This is a genomic window from Spirochaetia bacterium 38H-sp (assembly GCA_039023545.1).
GTDB classification, from domain to species: Bacteria; Spirochaetota; Spirochaetia; order Winmispirales; family Winmispiraceae; genus Rarispira; species Rarispira pelagica.
Genome location: JBCHKQ010000002.1, coordinates 581,122 through 601,953 on the forward strand (window position 1 = coordinate 581,122; position 20,832 = coordinate 601,953).

23 protein-coding genes are annotated in these 20,832 nt (G+C 37.8%); 17 read left to right on the forward strand and 6 right to left on the reverse strand.

All coding sequences use genetic code 11. The features are described from left to right. Nucleotides 1–28: 28 nt before the first annotated feature. The 8 genes from rpsB to WKV44_06505 all read left to right on the forward strand — a co-directional run bounded on the left by rpsB (nucleotide 29) and on the right by WKV44_06505 (nucleotide 8,487). Complete coding sequence (gene rpsB / locus WKV44_06470) at nucleotides 29–964, forward strand: 30S ribosomal protein S2 (GenBank protein ID MEM5948181.1); 936 nt, start codon at nucleotides 29–31, stop codon at nucleotides 962–964. A 3-nt stretch (nucleotides 965–967) separates the two neighbouring features. After that, entirely contained in the window at nucleotides 968–1,810 is an 843-nt protein-coding gene (tsf, locus tag WKV44_06475) for a translation elongation factor Ts (GenBank protein ID MEM5948182.1), read from the forward strand. Between the two features lie 70 nt (nucleotides 1,811–1,880). Then, nucleotides 1,881–2,435: a ribosome recycling factor gene (gene frr / locus WKV44_06480; GenBank protein MEM5948183.1), complete on the forward strand. Its 555-nt coding sequence runs from the start codon at nucleotides 1,881–1,883 to the stop codon at nucleotides 2,433–2,435. Next, a complete protein-coding gene (gene uppS / locus WKV44_06485) occupies nucleotides 2,435–3,136 on the forward strand; it encodes a polyprenyl diphosphate synthase (protein ID MEM5948184.1) in 702 nt (233 codons plus the stop codon). Before frr ends, uppS begins: the two co-directional genes overlap by 1 nt. Continuing rightward, nucleotides 3,133–3,975: a phosphatidate cytidylyltransferase gene (locus WKV44_06490; GenBank protein ID MEM5948185.1), complete on the forward strand. Its 843-nt coding sequence runs from the start codon at nucleotides 3,133–3,135 to the stop codon at nucleotides 3,973–3,975. The genes uppS and WKV44_06490 overlap by 4 nt, the downstream gene beginning before the upstream one ends. Before the next feature lie 14 nt (nucleotides 3,976–3,989). Then, nucleotides 3,990–5,126, forward strand: a complete 1,137-nt coding sequence (gene dxr, locus WKV44_06495; GenBank protein ID MEM5948186.1) for a 1-deoxy-D-xylulose-5-phosphate reductoisomerase — start codon at nucleotides 3,990–3,992, stop codon at nucleotides 5,124–5,126. A gap of 1 nt (nucleotide 5,127) precedes the next feature. Continuing rightward, the gene (rseP, locus tag WKV44_06500; protein ID MEM5948187.1) at nucleotides 5,128–6,492 is read left to right on the forward strand and encodes an RIP metalloprotease RseP; all 1,365 of its coding nucleotides are present in this window, start codon (nucleotides 5,128–5,130) and stop codon (nucleotides 6,490–6,492) included. A gap of 9 nt (nucleotides 6,493–6,501) precedes the next feature. Then, entirely contained in the window at nucleotides 6,502–8,487 is a 1,986-nt protein-coding gene (locus WKV44_06505) for a hypothetical protein (protein MEM5948188.1), read from the forward strand. A gap of 2 nt (nucleotides 8,488–8,489) precedes the next feature. On the opposite strand, the gene WKV44_06510 is transcribed toward WKV44_06505, so the two are convergent. From WKV44_06510 to rpsF, 6 genes are read right to left on the reverse strand one after another with little or no spacing between them, the layout of a single operon-like run. After that, the gene (locus WKV44_06510; protein ID MEM5948189.1) at nucleotides 8,490–8,771 is read right to left on the reverse strand and encodes a late competence development ComFB family protein; all 282 of its coding nucleotides are present in this window, start codon (nucleotides 8,769–8,771) and stop codon (nucleotides 8,490–8,492) included. Between the two features lie 34 nt (nucleotides 8,772–8,805). After that, entirely contained in the window at nucleotides 8,806–10,134 is a 1,329-nt protein-coding gene (dnaB, locus tag WKV44_06515; GenBank protein MEM5948190.1) for a replicative DNA helicase, read from the reverse strand. Between the two features lie 2 nt (nucleotides 10,135–10,136). After that, nucleotides 10,137–10,637 carry a 50S ribosomal protein L9 gene (gene rplI, locus WKV44_06520; protein MEM5948191.1) on the reverse strand — a complete coding sequence of 167 codons (501 nt, stop codon included), beginning with the start codon at nucleotides 10,635–10,637 and terminating at the stop codon, nucleotides 10,137–10,139. 49 nt (nucleotides 10,638–10,686) lie between these two features. Further along, entirely contained in the window at nucleotides 10,687–10,953 is a 267-nt protein-coding gene (gene rpsR / locus WKV44_06525; protein MEM5948192.1) for a 30S ribosomal protein S18, read from the reverse strand. Nucleotides 10,954–10,977: 24 nt separating this feature from the next. After that, on the reverse strand, nucleotides 10,978–11,403 hold the full coding sequence (ssb, locus tag WKV44_06530) for a single-stranded DNA-binding protein (GenBank protein MEM5948193.1): 426 nt from the start codon (nucleotides 11,401–11,403) through the stop codon (nucleotides 10,978–10,980). Between the two features lie 7 nt (nucleotides 11,404–11,410). Next, nucleotides 11,411–11,692: a 30S ribosomal protein S6 gene (rpsF, locus tag WKV44_06535; GenBank protein ID MEM5948194.1), complete on the reverse strand. Its 282-nt coding sequence runs from the start codon at nucleotides 11,690–11,692 to the stop codon at nucleotides 11,411–11,413. 119 nt (nucleotides 11,693–11,811) lie between these two features. Between rpsF and WKV44_06540 the strand changes: the two genes are divergently transcribed. From WKV44_06540 to bioD, 9 genes are all read left to right on the forward strand, one after another. Then, nucleotides 11,812–12,249: a hypothetical protein gene (locus WKV44_06540; GenBank protein MEM5948195.1), complete on the forward strand. Its 438-nt coding sequence runs from the start codon at nucleotides 11,812–11,814 to the stop codon at nucleotides 12,247–12,249. A 170-nt stretch (nucleotides 12,250–12,419) separates the two neighbouring features. Next, complete coding sequence (nifA, locus tag WKV44_06545; protein ID MEM5948196.1) at nucleotides 12,420–13,988, forward strand: nif-specific transcriptional activator NifA; 1,569 nt, start codon at nucleotides 12,420–12,422, stop codon at nucleotides 13,986–13,988. Between the two features lie 208 nt (nucleotides 13,989–14,196). Next, on the forward strand, nucleotides 14,197–15,567 hold the full coding sequence (locus tag WKV44_06550) for an ammonium transporter (GenBank protein ID MEM5948197.1): 1,371 nt from the start codon (nucleotides 14,197–14,199) through the stop codon (nucleotides 15,565–15,567). 10 nt (nucleotides 15,568–15,577) lie between these two features. Continuing rightward, nucleotides 15,578–15,919, forward strand: coding sequence for a P-II family nitrogen regulator (locus WKV44_06555; protein MEM5948198.1), 342 nt, complete (start codon nucleotides 15,578–15,580; stop codon nucleotides 15,917–15,919). An 86-nt stretch (nucleotides 15,920–16,005) separates the two neighbouring features. Continuing rightward, a complete protein-coding gene (bioA, locus tag WKV44_06560; GenBank protein MEM5948199.1) occupies nucleotides 16,006–17,409 on the forward strand; it encodes an adenosylmethionine--8-amino-7-oxononanoate transaminase in 1,404 nt (467 codons plus the stop codon). Then, on the forward strand, nucleotides 17,396–18,568 hold the full coding sequence (locus WKV44_06565; GenBank protein ID MEM5948200.1) for an aminotransferase class I/II-fold pyridoxal phosphate-dependent enzyme: 1,173 nt from the start codon (nucleotides 17,396–17,398) through the stop codon (nucleotides 18,566–18,568). Before bioA ends, WKV44_06565 begins: the two co-directional genes overlap by 14 nt. After that, on the forward strand, nucleotides 18,558–19,220 hold the full coding sequence (locus WKV44_06570) for a pimeloyl-ACP methyl esterase BioG family protein (protein MEM5948201.1): 663 nt from the start codon (nucleotides 18,558–18,560) through the stop codon (nucleotides 19,218–19,220). The genes WKV44_06565 and WKV44_06570 overlap by 11 nt, the downstream gene beginning before the upstream one ends. Then, nucleotides 19,198–19,938: a methyltransferase domain-containing protein gene (locus tag WKV44_06575; GenBank protein ID MEM5948202.1), complete on the forward strand. Its 741-nt coding sequence runs from the start codon at nucleotides 19,198–19,200 to the stop codon at nucleotides 19,936–19,938. The genes WKV44_06570 and WKV44_06575 overlap by 23 nt, the downstream gene beginning before the upstream one ends. Continuing rightward, complete coding sequence (gene bioD, locus WKV44_06580; protein MEM5948203.1) at nucleotides 19,931–20,635, forward strand: dethiobiotin synthase; 705 nt, start codon at nucleotides 19,931–19,933, stop codon at nucleotides 20,633–20,635. Before WKV44_06575 ends, bioD begins: the two co-directional genes overlap by 8 nt. Nucleotides 20,636–20,832: the final 197 nt, after the last annotated feature.

Here is a 20,832-nt window from a genome sequence, read left to right on the forward strand (position 1 = left end):
GACTGCGTATATACGCAGAGGAGGAGAAATGGCTGTAGTAACCATGAAAAACCTTCTGGAGTCCGGTGTACATTTCGGACACCAGAAACGCAGATGGGATCCCAGAATGAAGAAGTTTATTTTTTCCGAGAGAAATGGGATCCATATAATAGATCTGCAGAAAACAATTCAGGCTATAAAAGAAGCCTACGATGTAGTAAGAAAAACAGTTCTTGCAGGCAAGAGCGTTCTCTTTGTAGGAACAAAGAGACAGGCTCAGGGAGCTATCCAGAGAGAAGCAGAGCGCTGTGGCATGTTTTATGTCAACAACAGATGGCTAGGCGGAACACTAACCAACTTTGAAACAATAAAAAAATCAATTCTAAGACTTAAAAAACTTGAGAAGATGGAAGTGGACGGTACATTTGATACAATGTCCAAAAAAGAAGTCTCAAGGCTTCTCAAGGAAAAAAGCCGCCTGATCAAGAATCTTGGTGGAATAAAAGAAATGAAAGAGCTTCCGGGCGTGATATTTATAATAGATACTCGTCACGAAGCAATAGCAGTAGCAGAAGCAAAAACATTAGGTATTCCTATCATAGGTATAGTGGATACCAATTGTAATCCCGATGTTGTAGATTATCCTATTCCCGGCAATGACGATGCAATAAGGGCTATCAATCTTTTTACGTCTATAATTGCAGATGCTGTAATAGAGGCAGATAATGAGATGGGCCTTGAGGTTGTAGACTCCCTCCAAGATGAGGAAATAGACGAGAGTACGATAGAAACAGGCAAAGAAGATGAAACAGATATGATCAAGGTCTCAGTAAGCGCAAAACTGGGAAGAGAGGAAGAAGATGATGATGCGGGATATACAGCAGAGGACTACTCCGACTACACACCGGAAGAGCAGACAAAGGAAGACAATATTCCTTCCGAGGATGAGGAAATAGTAGACGAAGATAAATATTATGAGGAGTAAGATATGGCAATATCAGCAGCAGATGTAAAAAAACTGCGTGATAAGACAGGCGCAGGGATAATGGACTGTAAGAGAGCTCTTACAGAAGCCAATGGCGACTTTGATAAGGCAGAAAAGATTTTAAAAGAAATGGGGCTTGCTGCAGCAGCAAAAAGAAGCGATAGAGCAACAAAAGAAGGTAGAGTTTTTGCAGTTGTAAAAGATAATAAAGCAGGATTGCTGGAGATACTCTGCGAAACGGATTTTGTTGCAAGAAACAGCGATTTTATAAGTACCGGAGAAGAGATTCTCAACCTTATTGTAGATAAGAATCTTACAATAGAAGATGAAGAAGTAAAAGAAGCCATGAACAATCTTTCTATCAAGGTTAAAGAGAATCTCAACCTCAGAAGAGCCGACGTATTGGAGGCTGCAGATGATGAGTACATAACCTCATATATACACGGCGAAGGTTCTATAGGAGTACTCGTAAAGTTTTCCGTAGAGAAACCGGAGATAAAAGACAATGAGCAGTTTAAGACTTTTGCCTTTGACTGCGCTCTCCATGCTGCGGCTTTTTCACCTATGTATCTGACAGCAGCACAGGTACCGGAAGACTATAAAAACGAACAGATGGAAATTTTTGTAAAACAGGCTCAGAATACAGGAAAACCTGAGAAGGTAATCCAGGGAATCGCTCAGGGAAAGCTCAAAAAGCATCTAGCTGAGATATGTTTTACAGAACAGACTTTTGTAAAAGACAATAAAAAATCAGTGCAACAGGTTATGGACGAACTTTCTAAATCTCTTGGCGCTACTATAAAGCTTATAGATTATAGATATTATAAGGTCGGAGAAGAACTCTAGACACTTGTCAGAATACCGCACGCACTGCTATTCTATATAGCAGTGCGTGTTTTTTTTAGGAGGATTATTTATGGAAAAGATTATCCAAGATGCAGAAAGCAGAATGAAAAAATCTGTAGCTAATTTAAAAGAAGAACTTGCAACCGTAAGAACAGGACGAGCAACACCTGCCCTTTTTGATAGAATAACAGTGGAATATTACGGACAACAAAGTCCTCTTAATCAGGTAGCATCAATATCTGCACCAGAACCAAGACTCATTGTAATACAACCGTGGGACAAATCGGTATTGGGAGAAATAGAAAAAGCCATACAAAACTCCGATCTTTCTCTTAACCCTGTAAACGATGGTAAGGTTCTCAGGATAAATATCCCCCCACTTACAGAAGAAAGAAGAAAAGAATATATAAAAATGGCAAAAAACACAGCAGAACAGGCAAAAGTAGCCGTAAGAAACATACGTCGAGATGCCAACGAATCTCTTAAAAAAGCAGAAAAAAACGGTGACATAAGCGAAGATGAGTTCAAAAAAGGCGAAGAGAAAATACAAAAACTGACTGACAAATATGTAGAAGAGATAAGCAAACTCCTTGAAGCAAAAGAAAAGGAGATTATGGAAGATTAATGGCAGAAGAAAATCTAAAAATCCCTCGCCATGTTGGAATAATAATGGATGGCAACGGCAGATGGGCAGTACAAAGAGGACTCCCCAGATACAAAGGACACGAAGAAGGCTTGAAAGCCACAAAAAACACAGTAAAAGCCGTATCGGAAAGAGGTATAAAATACCTCTCGTTATATACCTTTTCTACAGAAAACTGGAAAAGAGCTCAAGAAGAAGTCTCTTTTCTATTTGGTTTAATAAGAAAGCACCTAAAAAAAGAGTTTGATTTCTATAAAGAAAATGGGATAAGAATAGTTCATAGTGGAGATATATCAAAACTTCCTATAGAAATCCAAAATGATCTTAAAGAGATAATAAATGATACCAGGGATTTTTCTGGACTAATATTAAATCTTGCACTCAACTATGGTGGAAGAGACGAGATAATACGCGCTATAAGCAGATATAAAGAAACAAAAGATAAATTTCCTCTGACAGAAGATAATTTTAAGAATTTTCTGGATGTCCCTTTCTTGCCTGATCCTGATCTCATAATAAGGACCGCAGGAGAGAAACGACTCAGCAATTTCCTTTTATGGCAAAGTGCTTACTCGGAGTACTATTTCTCAGATGTCTTATGGCCAGACTTCTCCGAGAAAGAATTGGACGACGCCCTAAAAGATTATGCAAAGCGCAAGAGAAAGTACGGAGGAATGGGTTGAGCAACATAGTAAATAGGATCTTGCTTTTTTTGTTGGGATTACCATTATTGATAGTAACGGTTTATTTTTTGCCTTTTTATAATAACATAGGAATAAATATTATAGCTATTCTTGCATCGGCAATTGGCGGGATAGAAATGGCCAACATGCTTAAAAACAAAGGTTCCAATATTCCTTCTGTGGCAGGTGCATTAATAGGAGCTTCCTTACCATTAACCTCTTATATATCTGTCAGTTTCTTTAACAATATGGAAATAGCCATCTTCTCTCTTATTTTTATCATAGTTATAAACCTGTCAATAGCAGCTTTTGTTTCTTCAGAAGAAGAATTACCACTAGTCATACCTAGAATAGGACAGAGGTTTCTTCTCATAGTATATCCTGGTGCATTCTTGATGTTTATCCCTAGACTCACAGCTCTTTCCGGTGGGACCATATTGATGGCAATATTTATTTTATCAGTATATCTAAATGATTCCATGGCATATGTCACAGGAAAATTACTAGGTAAGAATAACAATAATATTATATTTATAAGTCCCAATAAAAGTATCGCAGGTTTTGTAGGCGGGCTTACGGCATCAATAGCAGTAACAGTATCTGCTCAACTTATTTTCCCAAAACTTTTTCCGGGGCATATAATAAAATCAGTGTTTTTTGGTATTATAATAGGATTTTCTACAATTATTGGTGATTTACTGGAATCATCAATAAAACGTTCTTGCAATGTAAAGGATTCTGGCTCAATAATACCAGGCAGAGGAGGAATGCTGGATTCCATAGATTCTCCTGTATTTACGGCTCCTCTATTTTTCTACCTCTATATATTGCTTTTTTAATCTGGAAAATGATTATGAAAAAAAAAATAATAGTGCTTGGCGCAACCGGAACAATAGGTAAAAACACACTGGATGTTATAAAAAATAATCCGGACCTATTTGAACTAGCAGGAATATCAGCTCACAGCAAAAAAAAAGAACTACTAAAAATAGCAAAAGAATACAATATAAATAAGACGGCTCTTTCCGGTACAAACAAAGATTCCGACGTTCTTTTCTCTGGAGAGGATGCTGTTATACAGCTTCTTCTGGAAACAGAAGCAGATATAGTGGTAAATGGTATAGCCGGTGCAAAAGGATTACTGCCATCCATAACTGCTTTGAAAACAGGTAAAAATCTTGCTCTTGCCAACAAAGAAAGCCTGGTTATGGCTGGAGAAATAATAAAAGAAACAGCAAGAAAAAATAAAAAGTCTATCATACCAGTGGACTCGGAACATTCTGCCGTATTTTTGCTACTGGAAGCTCTAAGATATAAGAATATTGATGAAATAATTTTAACAGCCTCAGGTGGTGCTTTTAGAAATACTCCAAAAGAAGAACTACAAGAAGTGACACCAAACCAGGCCTTGAATCATCCCACCTGGAATATGGGAAAAAAGATTACTATAGATTCTGCTTCTCTTGCTAACAAGGGCTTAGAAGTCTTGGAAGCAGAAGTTTTGTTTGATCTGCCTATAGAAAAAATAAAAGTAGTAATTCATCCGCAAAGTATTATCCATGCTATGGTAAGACAAACAGATGGTTCTCTATATGCTCAACTCTCTTATCCTGATATGAAAACTCCCATACAACATGCCTTATCATATCCTGATGTGTTATCACATGCTCCTTCGCCTATTGATATCACACAACCTATGGAATTATCATTTTATCCTGTTGATAACGACAAATTCCCTATGCTAGATATAGCTTACCAAGCAGCAGGATCAAGAGGTAAAAGCATTGCTTTTAATGCTGCTAATGAAGAAGCAGTTGATGCATTCTTATGTAACAAAATTAAGTTTACAGATATTCCTTATATAGTAGAATTAGTAATAAACCACAATTGGACAAATAAGGTAATAGATATAGAAGAAGTACTGTTAATAGATAAAAAAGCAAGAGAAATTGCAAAAACACAAATAAGAAAAATTGTGGAGAAAAGATAATATGACAATTTTGAAAATACTATCGGGACTTATATTTGGTCTTAGCATAGTTGTATTCTTTCATGAGCTAGGACATTATATTGCTGCAAGGCTGGCTGGTATAAAAGTAGAAGCCTTTTCCATAGGATTTGGTCCAGCATTATTTAGCTTTAAACGCAAAGGGACAATATACAAGATATCTCTTTTGCCTCTGGGCGGTTATTGTAAGCTAAAAGGAGAAACAGCCTTTCAAGAAGCACTGGAAAAAAATCTAAATAGTATTCCAAGAGAACCCCAATCCTTTTTCTCCGCCTCACCACTCAAAAGGATTGCCGTAAGTCTGGCAGGACCAATGGGGAATATAATCTTTGCATTTATTATTGTGACTCTTTTATGGACAATAGGTTTTACGGTGTATGCTCCTCCCGCAAAAATAGTTCTAGAATCAGATTATCCATTATTAAAACAAGAAACATATCCCGCAACAGAGGCTGGGATGCAAAGCGGAGATCTAATAAAAAAAATAAACAATGTGAATATAGAGAATTTTAGAGATATTTTGGAGATTATACCTACATCGGGAGGCAAGAATCTAAAAATAACGATAGAGAGAGATGGAGAAGAGAAAGAATTATTTGTTAAACCTATAAAAAATCCCAATACAGGAACATACCGGATAGGGGTGTATCCATGGATAGAGCCTGTGATCGATTATGTAGAAAAAAACAGTAGCGCGGATATAGCAGGGCTAATGCAGGGAGACAGAATATTGGCAATAAATGATACTAAGATAAACAATACCATGGAATTAAATTATTATATAACACAAAACAGGCCTTCCAAAATAAAATTGACTTTATTAAGGAATAACTATAAGAAGGATATAACACTAGTCCCAATATATTATGACCAAGAAGTAAAGCTTGGAATAGGCTTTAGACTGGAACAATATAGACAATATACAAAAAATCCTCTCGAAGCTGTAAAAAAGGCATTTTTAGAAATAGGGACAATCTTAAAACAAAACATTATTGGACTATCCACTCTTTTTTCCCCTGCTGCAAAGAATACCGTAGCAGGACCTATAAGCATAAGCTATTATATGGGAGATATGCTTAGCCAAGGTATAAGCGGAAAAAACAAAGCCGGCTTGTCACCATTTATAGAACTACTTGCAATAATAAGTATTGCTCTGGGAATAATGAATTTACTTCCCATTCCTATAATGGATGGAGGCCAAATCCTTATCTTCTTCATAGAATGGATAAAAAGAAAACCTCTCCATCCCAAAACAATGTACAGATATCAGATAACAGGAGCTTTTATAGCTCTTATTCTATTTATAATAGTATTATCACTTGATTTGACTACCGTGAGTAACTTCTAAGGAGAATCTATGAGGAAATGTTGCCTACTAACAGTTTTTTTTATCAGCCAGATGTTTTTATATGCTTTTAACTCCTCCATAATAATACAAACAGGGCACACCGGTGTGATAAATAATATTATAGAATCTTCTGATGGTAAATATATTATAACAAGCGGAGTAGATAGTAAAATAAAAATCTTTAGCAGAGAAGAAAACAAGATAATACAGGAGATACTTATCTATGATTCTACAATAGAATATATAGCTGTAAATCCTGTAAAAACACAGATAGCAGTTATAGTAAGAAGAGGAGAAGACTATTATCTGGAAATATATGATTGGCTTATTGCACAAAAACTTAAAAGTATAAAAATTTCTGATAGACCTTTATTCATTGATTATTCGCCAAAAGGAACGTATATTTTCCTTTCTGTTCCAAAGTGGAACAGTCTAAGAATATACAATACTTCAGGTTCTCTTGTCAATTTTAATGCCGGATTTGGAATAATCAATTATATGTTCTTTTCAAAAACAGAGCAAACATTGGTAACATATCAGTCCTCCTCCCAAGAACTTATATACTGGGATATGAAAAATAAGAGCAAAAAAGCCTCTGTGAGAACCAGGGTAAAACTGGATAAGCCTGTACTGTATTCTCAAAGAATCATGATAGGTAAAGCAAACAAGACCATATATGCTATTGATTTATACACAGGAGAAATAATAGACAGCATAGCAATCGATGCAAAAAATATTCTTGTAACAAATAACACAATAGTTGTAACAGAAAATAGTAGCTTTGCCTCCATAATACTATACACAATAGAAGAAAATAAACTAAAACAACAAAAAAAAATTGATGCAAGCTCCTTTTTATCTGACATATCAAGCATTACATGTGATGCTAACGGTTATATAATAGCAGGAACATCAAAAGGCACCATAAAAATGCTCAGTACAAAAAGCGGACAACAGAAAACCGTGCTTTCTTCCTCTATGACAACAATAAAACAAATATCTTTCTCAGAAAGCAATGCTTTTTGTTCTACATCGGAGTTTACTCTGCAGTGGGAAGCTTCTATTTTTTCTGACAGACCAAGTGATAACCTGGTAGAGGCAAAAAAAATACCTATAAACTTTACCAATGCAGGTATAGAACCTATAGAAGGGTCAGAAAAAATATTGATGTGGTCAACAGGCTATCCTTTTCCACCTAGGCTGCTAGTATATAATGCCAAAGAAAATAAAATAGAAAAAGAAATATCCAATCTTACGGCATATGTTCAGAAAATACTTATTACGGATGAGAGCATAGTAATACTGGAAAAGGACAGTGTGATAAGAATACTCGATAAAACGGACATGACAGAAAAACTAAGAATACCAGCAAAAGGTATAAATGATATCGCCTCTATAAAAGAACATATAATATATGCGGCAAGAACAAAAACAAGCGACCCACCCTACTCTTTAATAAAAATCGATACTTTGTTTGGCGAAACAGTTCCTATAGAGACCAATGATGAAATTATCTATAAGATATTAACAGACAAAATCAAAAATAAAATATATTTCTTAAACATCTCCTCCAATCCGTCGACCAGCGTAAAATCTGCAAGCATAAATAGCGACAATGGTAACATATATTCTATAAGAACTCTGTACAATATAGCACAGATAGACTCAAATGCAGATATAATAATAGATAAAGATACAGGCTATATCTATACCACCGTGGGCTTTTCTTCTCCTGTCAAGATAGGACAATCTGAAAAGAAAACATTTGAAGCAACTGGACACATACCAAGGAAATTGTCGACTTTTAAAAACATATTATATTCTATCAATAGTGATGGCAGCATTTCTATGTGGGATACTATAACTGGCAAGCATATTTATGATGTCTACATATTTGCAGACGGAAATTGGATAATAGAGGGGAGAAACGGAGAACTCATTCCTTCCTCACAGGAAGTAATAAAAGAAAGAATATATCAACTGGCAAAAGGATAATATTATAAATCAGCTAATACTTTTTTTATAGCCGTAGTAACAGCCTTTTTTATCTCATATGCCTCTTCTTCCGAGATAGAAGAGGCATATATTCTCCCCAGCAAAGTGGCTCTGTATCGTGGCTTTACATGGTTTAATGCATAAGCAGCTATATCCAGGACACATTCTTCTGACATAAGCCTCTCATCTCCCAGAGCTTTAAGCTGTTTTTCCAGCTCATCAAGAACAAGCCTTTCTGATTCGTTGGCTAGAGAAGAAAAATCATATTCTTTTAAAAATTCCATATCCCCACCTGATAACAATATCTATGTTATATTATTATACATCCGAGGCAAAAGATTCAAATTTTGTATACTCCGGAATAAATGCAACCTTTACAGTACCTATTGGACCGTTACGCTGCTTGGCTATTATCAATTCTGTTTCTATCTCTGATGCCTTGTTATTATCATCGGAGGCAAGTCGTTCTCTATGTATAAAGATGACAACATCAGCATCCTGTTCTATGGAGCCAGATTCTCTTATGTCCGCAAGGGATGGTCTTTTTCCTTCTGACTCTCTTCTTAGCTGAGAAAGTGCTATCACCGGTATACTTAACTCTCTTGCAAGAGCCTTTAAAGATCTACTTATTTCCGCTATTTGCTCATGACGTGGTATTGCTTTATCTTCTGATGTTATCAGAGTAAGATAATCTATAAAAATAACTTTTACTCCATACTGCAGACACATTTTCCTTGCCTGAGCTCTCAAATCAAGAAGTCGTATATTGGGAACATCGACTATATAGAGGGGAGCCTCATATATTCTTCCCGCAGCCTCGGAGATTTTCTGGAAATCGGCAGGCTTAAGTAATCCTGCTCTTATGTGGTTAAAATTGATTCTTGCCTCCCCTGCGAGTATTCTTAGCATAAGAGCCATATCTGACATTTCCAGAGTAAAGAATCCTACAGGTATTTTCTTGTGTATTGCAATATGTGTAGCCATGCTCAGTGCAAGGGCTGTTTTTCCTACTGAGGGTCGGGCTCCTATTACTATAAACTCAGATTCGTGAAAGCCTGTAAGCATTCTATCAAGATCTTTAAAACCCGTAGGTATTCCTATAGAAGAATCTTTATCTTTAACCCATCTTTCTATTATTTCCACCGTACTTGATACAAGCTGCTTGGGTGGCTTTATGGAGAACTGGGTTCCTGCTTCTGTAAGCTCAAAAACTTCTTTTTCTATATTTTCCAACGATAAGCGTGTGTCATAAGCCTTATCGGTAGCCCAAGCCATCATCTGCTGGGATATTTTTATTAGGGTTCTTCTTACACTGTTATCTTTTACTATCTTCGCATAGTATTCTACATTGGCAGAAGTCGGTACGGCAGCTGTTAGAGAGGCAACATAAGCAGGTCCTCCGCTCTCAGAAAGTAAGTCTTTTGCCTTGAGTTCCTCGACAAGGGTAATGATATCTGTAGATTCTCCTCGATTATACCTGTCTATAATTGCCTGATATATGTTGCGATTAGCCCTTTTATAAAAATCATCCGGTCTAAGAATCTCCAATACAACAGCGAGCGCTTCTCCGTCAAGGAGAAGCGCTCCCAATACTGCCATCTCGGATTGTTCGTCATAAGGTGGAACAAAAGCAGAAGGATTCTGCATGATTATTCCTGAGAACTATTTTCTTCTTTCTTTTCTTCTTCCTGCTGGCCTTCTGCCTTTACGTTTATAGAAAGAATAGCCTTTTCATCTTCATAGATGCTTACAGAAACCTTGTATTTTCCTATCATCTTTATACCATGTCCCGGAACATCTATGCGCTTTTTCTCTACTACGATACCTTTTTTCTGGAGCTCTTCTGCAATAAGAGCAGAGGTAACAGCACCAAAGAGTTTTCCTTTCTCTCCGGCCTGCATATAGATTGTAAGCTCTTCTGACTCCAGACGGGTCTTGAGATCTTTGGCCTTTTCTCTTTTTTCTGCCTTTTTCTTTTCTATCTTATGCCTTCTGCTCTCTATCAGAGCCTGACTTGCCTTATTAAATATAAGGGCAAGACCTCTGGGAACAAGATAGTTTCTTGCATATCCGGGAGCAACTGTTTTTACATCTCCCTCTTCTCCCAAGTTGGGAACATCAGCAGTCAATATTACCTTTGTAGACTTCATATCAACACTCCTTGGTATTCTAATAACACAATGTCTTATAAATAATTAATCAACCCATTGGAAGCAGAGCAAGAATTCTTGCCTTCTTTATCTCTCTGACAAGTCTGCGCTGATTTTTGGCAGAAGTTCCTGTTATTCTCCTGGGAAGAATCTTACCGTTTTCTGTTAAAAACTGTCTGAGAACCTCTGGTTTCTTATAATCTATGTCCAGATTATAAACCGCAATCTTATCTATTTTTTTCTTAAAAAAGGGCTTTCTCTGTCTTGTAGCCCTATCATCATTGTTATTATCTCTGTCTTTTATATCCTCTGCCATATCATCCTCCGTAAAATATATTGGTTAAAATGGTATATCCTCTTCTGGTAAGTTATCTACAAAATCATCATTCATATCCGATCCAATATCGGAATATGAAGAGGTATTAGAGGAAGAAGCCTGTCCTCTTCCTCCCATAAGACGGATATTTGAAGCCACTATCTCAACCTTACTTCTTCTCTGTCCGTCCTGCTCCCATCTGTTTTGCCTAAGCTCACCTTGCACAGCTACCTGCTGCCCTTTTACAAGATATTTCCCAACAGCTTCGCCCAGTCTTCCGAATAAAACAATATCAAAAAAATTAGGCTCATCTGTCCAGGAGTCACCCTCCTTCCTGGATCTGTTAACAGCAAGAGAAAACCTGCAGATAGGCATTCCTCCACCTGTATATCTGAGCTCCGCATCCCTGACAACTCTTCCGACAAGGACTACGCTGTTGATATCCGACATAAATACCTCAGTCTTCTACCCTGGTCACAAGAAATCTCAGGATTCCATCCACATATTTTAGCTCATGCTCAAGTTTGGCAATAGCATCCGGTGCTGCAGTAAACAGCCACAGATAATAATGACCTCGGGATTGTTTTTTTATCTGATATGCGAGCTGACGCTCTCCCATATCCTCTTCTTTTTTTATCTCAGCACCCACTTTAGAGAGGTGCTCGGACACCTTGGCTTTTGCCTGGGTGTACTGGTCCTGTTCCTGACGGAACACACACACTAGCTCGTATTTTCTCATGTACGACTCCTTATGGCCTTTACGAACCGCCCCTACAGAGCGATTAAAGAGTTTTTTTAGGCTATCATGTAAGAATATAGATGTCAAGCATACGACCATAGGCGACGATAATATACCTGATGGCAAGGATAATAGCTTTTAAAGAAAATATCTATGCTCTTGAAGTTTACATCCAGACTTTGACAGAAACAACCAGACTTCCTCTTGATCCGGACATCTTTATAGATCATGTGCTGGAAGAACTTTTTTTTGTAGACAGAAGTCTTTCTATCATACAAAAGGCAGCGGAGAAAATACAAAGTAATGCAGAAAGAGAAAAGACTCTTCTTTTGATAGCAAGAGCTAGAGGAAACTTTGAGCATCTCATATCAGATATATTATCAGGCAAGACTGCAAAATCACTGCCTCTCAAGCCAGCACTAAACAGACTGGAATCCGCAAAACATAATCAGGAAAAAGAAATAAAACGTATTAGGGAGCTTATTAGCACACATAGGGATGAAGAAATGGTATCCCCGGAAGAAATGGCTGGTCTGCTTGCCCCACCGGAAGAATAGGATACTATAGACCGAACGTCGGCACGCAATGCGTGCCGACTTTTTTTTTTGCAAGAACTATTGCAAAAAAAAATACAAAAAGGTAGGATGCTATCATACTATTTTGTAGGATAAAAGGCGCAGGCGTAGCCTTGCGCCGTTCGGTATAAATTTTTTCTCCGGGAGAAGATATGGGTGATAATATTTCCAAGATGGAAAAGAAAGTAAGAGAGCTTTCGCTCTTGTTTGAGGTGAGTCAGATTCTTGCACAGGCTATCGATGTCAAGGATGTTCTCCAACCTGTTCTAAGACTTATATCCGAGCACGAGGGGATGAACAGGGGAACAATCACGCTGCTTAACCGACAGACCGGAGAAATAGTTATAGAAGAGGCTTACGGTCTTTCTACCAGCCAAAAACAACGCGGTAGATACAGAATTGGAGAAGGGGTAACCGGTAAGGTAGTAGAAACAGGAAAACCAATTGTCATAAGGAAATTGTCGGAGAGCAAGGAGTTTCTTAATAAAACAGGCTCCAGAAAACTGGAGAAGGAGCTTTCTTTTTTCTGTGTTCCCATAAAGAGCGGTAACGAGGTTATAGGTACGCTCAGTGCAGACAGGGATTATGATCCGGAGATGGATATAGAGGATGAAGGTAGACTTCTGTCCATCCTGGCTTCTCTTATTGCACAGTCAGTAAAAGTTAAGCAGGAAATGGCAGAAGAACGAGAAAAACTGCTTATGGAAAACCAGAGGTTGCATGAGGAACTCAAGGAGCATTTTAAGCCTGCCAATATTGTAGGAACATCCAAGGCCATGCAGGATGTCTACGATATGCTGGCAACTGTATCCAAGAGCGAAGCAACAGTGCTTATAAGAGGAGAGAGTGGAACAGGAAAAGAGCTTATAGCTCACGCAATACATTATAACAGTTTTAGAGCAGACAAGCCATTTGTCAAGGTAAACTGTGCAGCACTGCCTGAGACCATAATTGAGAGCGAGCTTTTTGGCCACGAGAAAGGAGCCTTTACCGGTGCGATAAACAGGCGCAAAGGACGCTTTGAGCTTGCAAACGAAGGAACTATTTTCCTGGATGAGATAGGCGATCTTTCACCTCAGATGCAGGTTAAACTACTCAGAGTACTGCAGGAAAAAGAGTTTGAAAGAGTTGGAGGAACAGAAACCATAAAAGTCAATGTGAGGGTCATAGCAGCAACAAACAGGAATCTGGAAAAACTAATGGAAGAAGGTAAGTTTAGAGAAGATCTATATTACAGGCTCAACGTGTTTCCGATTCATATTCCACCACTTAGAGAGAGAAAAAGCGACATCATATTGCTTGCAGACCATTTTACAGAGAAATATTCAAAACAGAACAACAAAGATATCCAGAGGATATCTACACCGGCTCTCAATCTTCTTACCAGCTATCACTGGCCTGGAAATGTAAGAGAGCTAGAAAACTGTATAGAACGGGCCGTAATCCTCAGTACAGACGGTGTTATACACAGCTATCACCTGCCTCCAAGTCTCCAAAGCGCAGAATCTTCTCATACAGAATTCAGAGGCACACTCCAAGAAACCCTAGACAGACTGGAAAAAGAACTAATAGAAGACGCACTCAAAACTCACAGAGGAAACATGTCCAAGGCCGCAAAGATGCTGGGAATAACAGAAAGAATCATGGGACTGCGTGTAAAAAAGCATAACATTGACACAAAAATGTACAAACCCAGAAAAAAACCACATATTAGTATGTAAATATAATACATCATACATATTTGTAGAATATATTTGCAAAACATTCTCTCTGGTTGGTATATTCTCAAAAAGTTACTAAAAATAATTATTTTATATCTCTTTATATATTAATAAAATATCTACAGATAATTTTTCCAGTAAAGAAAAACATCCTCCGCTTGGCACAAAAAATGCCACATTATCTGCAAAACACCAGATGGAGGCAGATATGCTACACAAAAAAACAAAACTTGCAGCTGTCCTGATATTCCTCATAGCGGGTACAGGAAGTTTGTTTGCACAGAGTCTTGAGGAAACAGTAGCACTGCATGGGCAAGCCATTGATATGATATGGCTTATCCTAAGTGCCGCACTTGTTTTCTTTATGCAAGCTGGTTTTGCTATGGTGGAGACAGGACTTACCAGAGCAAAAAACTCAGCTAATGTTCTTATGAAGAACCTCATGGACTTTTCTGTGGGCTCAATAGCGTTTTGGGCAATAGGCTGGGCTCTCATGTACGGAGCAGATGCATTGGGGTTAATAGGAACAGATGCTTTCTTTCTGCACTACAATGCAGAAGGTCTAGCAGCTTATGGAGCAGGTAGTATGAGCGATATATACAGGGACTGGATGTTCCAGGTTGTTTTTGCAGGAACCGCAAGCACCATAGTATCAGGGGCCATGGCAGAGAGAACCAGATTTGCATCCTATCTGATATACTCTGTGTTTATAACAGCACTTATATATCCCGTATCTGGACACTGGGTATGGGGTGGAGGCTGGTTAAGCAGCCTAGGATTTCATGACTTTGCAGGAAGCACTGTTGTTCACTCGGTTGGCGGATGGGCAGCGCTTGCAGGAGCAATTGTCCTTGGAGCTAGAAAGGGTAAGTACATAAGAACGCCGGAAGGAATCAAGGTAAAGGCAATCCCCGGACACAATCTACCTATAGCAGCTCTGGGAGTGTTCATATTATGGTTTGGCTGGTACGGATTTAATGCAGGAAGCACTCTATCTGGAAGCGACCTATCAATAGGCCACATTGCAGTAACAACAACTCTTGCAGCAGGCGCGGGCTCAGTGGGAGCCATGATATTCTCCTGGATACTGTATAAGAAACCAGACCCGTCCATGTCCCTCAACGGGGCCCTTGCAGGACTTGTAGGAATAACAGCAGGCACATGGGTAATAGGTCCAGGTTCTTCCATAGTAGTAGGCTTTATAGCAGGCATACTTGTAATTCTAAGCGTTGAGTTTATAGACAAAGTTCTGCATGTAGACGACCCAGTAGGCGCAATAAGCGTACACGGAGTATGTGGTGCATGGGGAACACTTGCTGTGGGGCTTTTTGCAAATGGAGTAAATGATTCTTCTATAGTAGGTCTTTTCTTTGGAGGAGGCCTCAGGCAGCTTGGCGTACAGGCACTGGGAATAATATCCGCATTTGCCTGGAGCTTTGGAACAGCACTAATTCTCTTCCTTATAATACGCTATACAGTAGGACTCCGCGTATCGGAAGAAGAAGAGCTAAAAGGACTGGACATAAGCGAACACTCCATAGAAAGCTACTCTGGGTTCCAGATATTCAGCAACATGTAAGGAGAAAAATATGAAACTAATAATAGCCTACATACAGCCACACCGTCTAAACGCAGTAAAAGAAGAACTATACAAGAGAAAGATATACAAGATATCAGTAACCAACGCCATGGGAGCCGGCCAGCAGAAAGGCTTTACAGAGCACTACAGAGGCGTAGAAATAGAAGTCAATCTGCTAAAAAAAGTGCGCATAGAAATAGCAGTAAACGACAACTTTGTAGAAGACACAATAGAAGGCATCATAGCCGGCGCCCAGACAGGCAGCATAGGAGACGGCAAGATATTTATACTCCCCATAGAAGAGACAATAAGAATAAGAACAAAAGAACGCGGCGAGAACGCAATAGGATAAAATAATTTATACCGAACGGGCTGTCAGCATTCGCAGGCAGCCCTTTTTATACTTGAAAAAAATCTAAAAAACACATAACGTTAACCATGCTCAAAAATAAGTTAACACTATTCAATAAAACAACAAACATAGAAAACATAGACAAAAAGCACATCTGGCACCCATATACACAGATGAAAGACTATGAAAACATCGCCCACCTTGCAATAACAAAAGCAAAAGGCCCGTACATATACGACATACACGGCAAACGCTATTATGACGCAATAAGCTCATGGTGGACAAGCATTTGGGGACACAACCACCCATATATAATGAAAGCACTAAGGAAGCAGACAAGAAAGCTGGACCATTTGATATTTGCAGGCTGCACACATCCTTATGCAACAGAACTTATAGAAAAACTATCATCGCACATAGACACAACACTAAGCAGATACTTCTTCTCCGATGACGGTTCAACAGCCATAGAAATAGCATTAAAGATAGCACTACAGTATTACAAAAACAAAGGAAAAAGCAAAAAGACAAGATTTGTACACCTGTCGGACTCGTATCATGGCGACACCTCAGCTTGTATGAGCGTAGGAGGTATAGATCTATATATAAAATATTACAAAGACCTCATGGTAGAAAGTTATGAGATAAAAGCACCAATAAAAAAACACTATAAAAATCTAACACATAACTTCACTCAGGGCGGAGAAGACCAGCAAATAACAGAAACAGCAAAAAAAGAAACACGTGACTTTATAGAAAAAAATGCAGACACCATCGCAGGAATAATAGTAGAGCCCATACTAATGGGTGCAGCAGGAATGCAAGTCTACTCTGCCGACTACCTAAAGATACTGAGAGATCTAGCAAACAAACACGATATCATTCTAATCTTTGACGAAGTCGTAACGGGCTTTGGTAGAACCGGTACAATGTGGGCATATGAACAAGCAAATACCCCACCAGACATACTGGTCCTGGCAAAAGGCCTTAGTGCCGGCACACTGCCCCTTGCACTTACAATATGCACAGAAGAAATATATCAGGCATTCTACGATGACTTCAAAAAAGGCAAAACATTCTACCACGGACACAGTTATACAGGTAATCCACTAGCCTGCTCCGTAGCACTAGCAAATATAAAACTCTGGGAAAAAACAAACCCTGTCAAAAACAACCACTTTTATAAGATAAAACAACTATTAGAAGAATCTGCACATTATCCATGGGTAAAGGACATAAGATACAAAGGCTGCACCGGAGCAGTTGATATAGGAATAGACAGAGAAACCAATTTTCCGGCAGATATTAGAATAGGAAGAAGAATATACTTTGAAGCACTTAAAAAAGGTCTATTTATAAGGCCATTGGGAGACACTATATACTGGCTATTCAGACTAAATGCAACAGAAAAAGAAATAGAAGAAACCATACAAAAGAGCATAGAAACAATAGACATCGTAGTAAGGAAAAGCAAAGATGAGTTGGTTTGAAACATTTTTTGCAGAACAGGAATACCAGCTAAAAGAAAGAAACCAATACAGACAGATACAGGCAATCCTAAGAAAAGGGAAACATATAATAACAGGCAAAAACCAAGTCCTCAACCTTGCATCCAATGACTATCTAGGACTAGCAGGCAATTCTCAACACATAGAAGATTTTTTAAAACAATATAAAAACAACATATTTATGGGAAGCACATCAAGCAGACTTATATCAGGAGATAGCCCAGAGCTAAGAGAGGCAGAAGAAAGATTTGCCAAATGGATAAAAAAAGAAACAGCCCTTATCTTACCAAGCGGATATCATGCAAACATAAGTATCTTTGCAGCATTCCAAGAAACAGACACATGCGTATTCATGGATAAGAGCTGCCATGCAAGTATGTACGATGGAGTAAAACTCGGTTCGCTTAAATTATACAGATACCCACATAACAATATGGAAATGCTGTTAAAATTGCTCAAAAAACACAGAGCAAAACATAAAAACGCAATAATAGCTACAGAAGCTCTTTTTTCAATGGATGGAGACACTGCAGATATAAAAAATATCTCGCAACTTGCAAAAGAATACGACTGTATAAGTATAGTAGATGAAGCTCATAGCATTGGGATAACAGGTCCCCATGGTGCTGGTATAACAAGAAAAACAGAACTTGAGCAGGACATAGATATAATAATAGCGACAGGAGGTAAAGCATTGGGGGCAGCAGGAGGACTGATTGCATGCTCAAACAAAATACGCACATTTCTCATAAATAGAAGCAGACCATTAATATACAGCACAGCGATATCACCAATAATAGCGGCATGGTTAAGTTATACAATGGAAAAAGTTAAGAAAATGCAGAAAGAAAGAGAAAAGCTCAAATCACTATGGGAATATACAAGAAAAAAACTTAAACAAAAAGGATACAATACGGGCAATTCTAATATGCAAATCATACCTATTATAACAGGAAGCTCAAAACAGGCTCTCTTCCTATCAGAAAAACTAAGAAATAACGGAATATACTCTCCTGCAATACGCCCTCCCACTGTGAGGGAAACAAAATCCTGTGTAAGAATATCTATAACATCCCTTATGGAAAAAACCGATATACACCAACTCTTAGAATCAATAGGAGATACACAATATGAAAGCTGAAATAAATATAAAAGATAAGACACTACCATACTGTGCTGTTTTTCTCGGATGGAGTGCAGACCCCACTATAACCAAACACATAGCAGCAGGTAATATCAATACGATTTTTGTATACGATTATTCGGATGATAACAGTGATAATGTCATAGAACTTTTTAACAAAATAGAAGGCAAACTTATAGTGGCAGCCTGGTCAATGGGGGTATGGGCATATTCGTGTTATATCCGACAATTCCTCACTTATAAGCCATATAAAGAAATAGCACTAATGGGCACACCGTATGGAATAGACAAACAATACGGGATATCACCGGAAACTTTTAAAGCAACTGTCAAACATTTTTCCAAGGAAAACTATACACTATTTCTAAAACGGGCAGAAATTCCAAACACTCCCTCTCGCAGCATGGAAAATATAAGAAAGGAATTGAATTTTTTGTGGGAAAGAAAAGATATAAAACCGGATATAAAAACAATAAGCTTTGATTTTGCTGTATGCGGAAAACATGACAAAATATTCCCACCGGCTGCCCAGCGTATTTTTTGGGAAAGTATGTCCGTAAGATACATAGAAACAGACGGAGGACACTACCCTTTCTATAACCTTAAAAAATGGGAGCACTTAGACTATGAAAACTTTATCAGCGTATGATATTGCAGAAAAATTTAAAAAAAGAATAAATACATATGATAAAGAAGCCTTTATCCAGGATTTTATGGCAAATCTGCTTATAAAAGAGATAAAAAAACAGAGAGAAAATTACAAAACCGTGTTTGAAGCAGGCGCAGGCACAGGGATATTTACCAATCGTATAAAAAAAGAACTTAGCTTTAGAAAACTATACATTAACGATATAATATATGAAGAAGATCTATGTTATGATGATATATCCGTTATTGCTGGTGATATATGCTCAGCAGTTTTTCCGGACAATATAGACTTATTCTGTTCTAATGCCATGTTACAATGGATAAACGATAAAAAATCCTTGCTAGAAAAAATATATTACGCTTTATCAAAGAACGGTCTCATTGCAATATCGAGTTTTGGTAAAGATAATTTTTTACAAATAAAGAAGATATCAGGAGCAGGTCTGGAGTATAATAGCTGGGAAGAACTTTTTGATATGCTTTCTGCCTGCAAAATGGAAATTATATATACCGGAGAAAAACACTTGCATATGGTATTTCCCTCTGCACAGGAAGTGCTAAAACACATAAAAAGAACAGGTGTTAATGCCTGCGGTAAATATTGGGATGGATCAGTAAAATTTCTTATAAACGAATATGAAAAAAAATTTAAAAAGAACAATGGTGTATATCTCACATATCACCCTATATGGTTTATAGCAAGGAAAAAGAATGCTTAAAAGAACAATTTGTGTAATAGGAATTGATACAGGTATAGGGAAAACCATTGTAACAGGTCTTCTTACAAAATCAATTATGACCAGAGGAATAGCATGCATAAGCGCAAAGCTGATACAGACGGGATCTGCTTCTAGTATAGCAGATGACATTCTCATACACAGAAAAATAATGGGTATAGAGTTGTTTGATGAGGACAGAGAGGGGATAACATGTCCCTATATTTTTCCGCTACCAGCATCTCCACATCTTGCCGCAGAAGATGCAAGAACCGTTATAGATAAAGCGCATGTTATAAAAAACCTAATAAAACTAGAAGATAAATTTTCTCTTGTAATCGCAGAGGCTGCGGGAGGACTTATGGTACCATGGACGAGGGAATATACTACCTGTGATTTTCTTGCAGAAAACAGGCTGCCTGTTGTTCTTGTATCTTCATCCAGACTGGGAAGCATAAATCACACCAGACTTACCATGGAGGTCTTAAAAAACAGAAACATATCTGTGCTGGGAATTATCTATAATGAGTACCCATATACGGATAAAAAAATAGCTGATGAATCTTTTTCTTTATTTTCAGAGCTATGGCCATATATTCCCGTTGTACGTTTGGGATTTATTCATGACTTTTCTTTTTCTGATAACAAGGAATACAGGTCAATATTGTACCCAATTGTGGATAAGATTCTAAAACCTTAAGTTATAATTGTATTCTTAATTCGACATTTTGTTAGTCTATTCTGGTTTTCTTATTTGATTAGAAAAAATACTATTTTATTGTTGGAATAAAGTTCTTCTCTTGGAATATTTTGCATAGTTGTGATATCATTGCTTATATAAAACTAAAAACTCCTTATAAACTTAATTACAGGTTATCTTTAAAATAGTCTTAGCTA

Excerpts from the sequence above, each read along its gene's own strand:
- bioA (MEM5948199.1), top strand. The coding sequence starts at position 16,006 with ATGCTCAAAAATAAGTTAACACTATTCAATAAAACAACAAACATAGAA.
- WKV44_06505 (MEM5948188.1), top strand. The coding sequence starts at position 6,502 with ATGAGGAAATGTTGCCTACTAACAGTTTTTTTTATCAGCCAGATGTTT.
- WKV44_06575 (MEM5948202.1), top strand. The coding sequence starts at position 19,198 with ATGAAAACTTTATCAGCGTATGATATTGCAGAAAAATTTAAAAAAAGA.
- nifA (MEM5948196.1), top strand. The coding sequence starts at position 12,420 with ATGGGTGATAATATTTCCAAGATGGAAAAGAAAGTAAGAGAGCTTTCG.
- tsf (MEM5948182.1), top strand. The coding sequence starts at position 968 with ATGGCAATATCAGCAGCAGATGTAAAAAAACTGCGTGATAAGACAGGC.
- WKV44_06565 (MEM5948200.1), top strand. The coding sequence starts at position 17,396 with ATGAGTTGGTTTGAAACATTTTTTGCAGAACAGGAATACCAGCTAAAA.
- WKV44_06510 (MEM5948189.1), bottom strand. The coding sequence starts at position 8,771 with ATGGAATTTTTAAAAGAATATGATTTTTCTTCTCTAGCCAACGAATCA.
- WKV44_06550 (MEM5948197.1), top strand. The coding sequence starts at position 14,197 with ATGCTACACAAAAAAACAAAACTTGCAGCTGTCCTGATATTCCTCATA.
- frr (MEM5948183.1), top strand. The coding sequence starts at position 1,881 with ATGGAAAAGATTATCCAAGATGCAGAAAGCAGAATGAAAAAATCTGTA.
- WKV44_06570 (MEM5948201.1), top strand. The coding sequence starts at position 18,558 with ATGAAAGCTGAAATAAATATAAAAGATAAGACACTACCATACTGTGCT.
- uppS (MEM5948184.1), top strand. The coding sequence starts at position 2,435 with ATGGCAGAAGAAAATCTAAAAATCCCTCGCCATGTTGGAATAATAATG.
- rpsF (MEM5948194.1), bottom strand. The coding sequence starts at position 11,692 with ATGAGAAAATACGAGCTAGTGTGTGTGTTCCGTCAGGAACAGGACCAG.
- dxr (MEM5948186.1), top strand. The coding sequence starts at position 3,990 with ATGAAAAAAAAAATAATAGTGCTTGGCGCAACCGGAACAATAGGTAAA.
- bioD (MEM5948203.1), top strand. The coding sequence starts at position 19,931 with ATGCTTAAAAGAACAATTTGTGTAATAGGAATTGATACAGGTATAGGG.
- rseP (MEM5948187.1), top strand. The coding sequence starts at position 5,128 with ATGACAATTTTGAAAATACTATCGGGACTTATATTTGGTCTTAGCATA.
- dnaB (MEM5948190.1), bottom strand. The coding sequence starts at position 10,134 with ATGCAGAATCCTTCTGCTTTTGTTCCACCTTATGACGAACAATCCGAG.
- WKV44_06555 (MEM5948198.1), top strand. The coding sequence starts at position 15,578 with ATGAAACTAATAATAGCCTACATACAGCCACACCGTCTAAACGCAGTA.
- rplI (MEM5948191.1), bottom strand. The coding sequence starts at position 10,637 with ATGAAGTCTACAAAGGTAATATTGACTGCTGATGTTCCCAACTTGGGA.
- WKV44_06540 (MEM5948195.1), top strand. The coding sequence starts at position 11,812 with ATGGCAAGGATAATAGCTTTTAAAGAAAATATCTATGCTCTTGAAGTT.
- ssb (MEM5948193.1), bottom strand. The coding sequence starts at position 11,403 with ATGTCGGATATCAACAGCGTAGTCCTTGTCGGAAGAGTTGTCAGGGAT.
- rpsB (MEM5948181.1), top strand. The coding sequence starts at position 29 with ATGGCTGTAGTAACCATGAAAAACCTTCTGGAGTCCGGTGTACATTTC.
- rpsR (MEM5948192.1), bottom strand. The coding sequence starts at position 10,953 with ATGGCAGAGGATATAAAAGACAGAGATAATAACAATGATGATAGGGCT.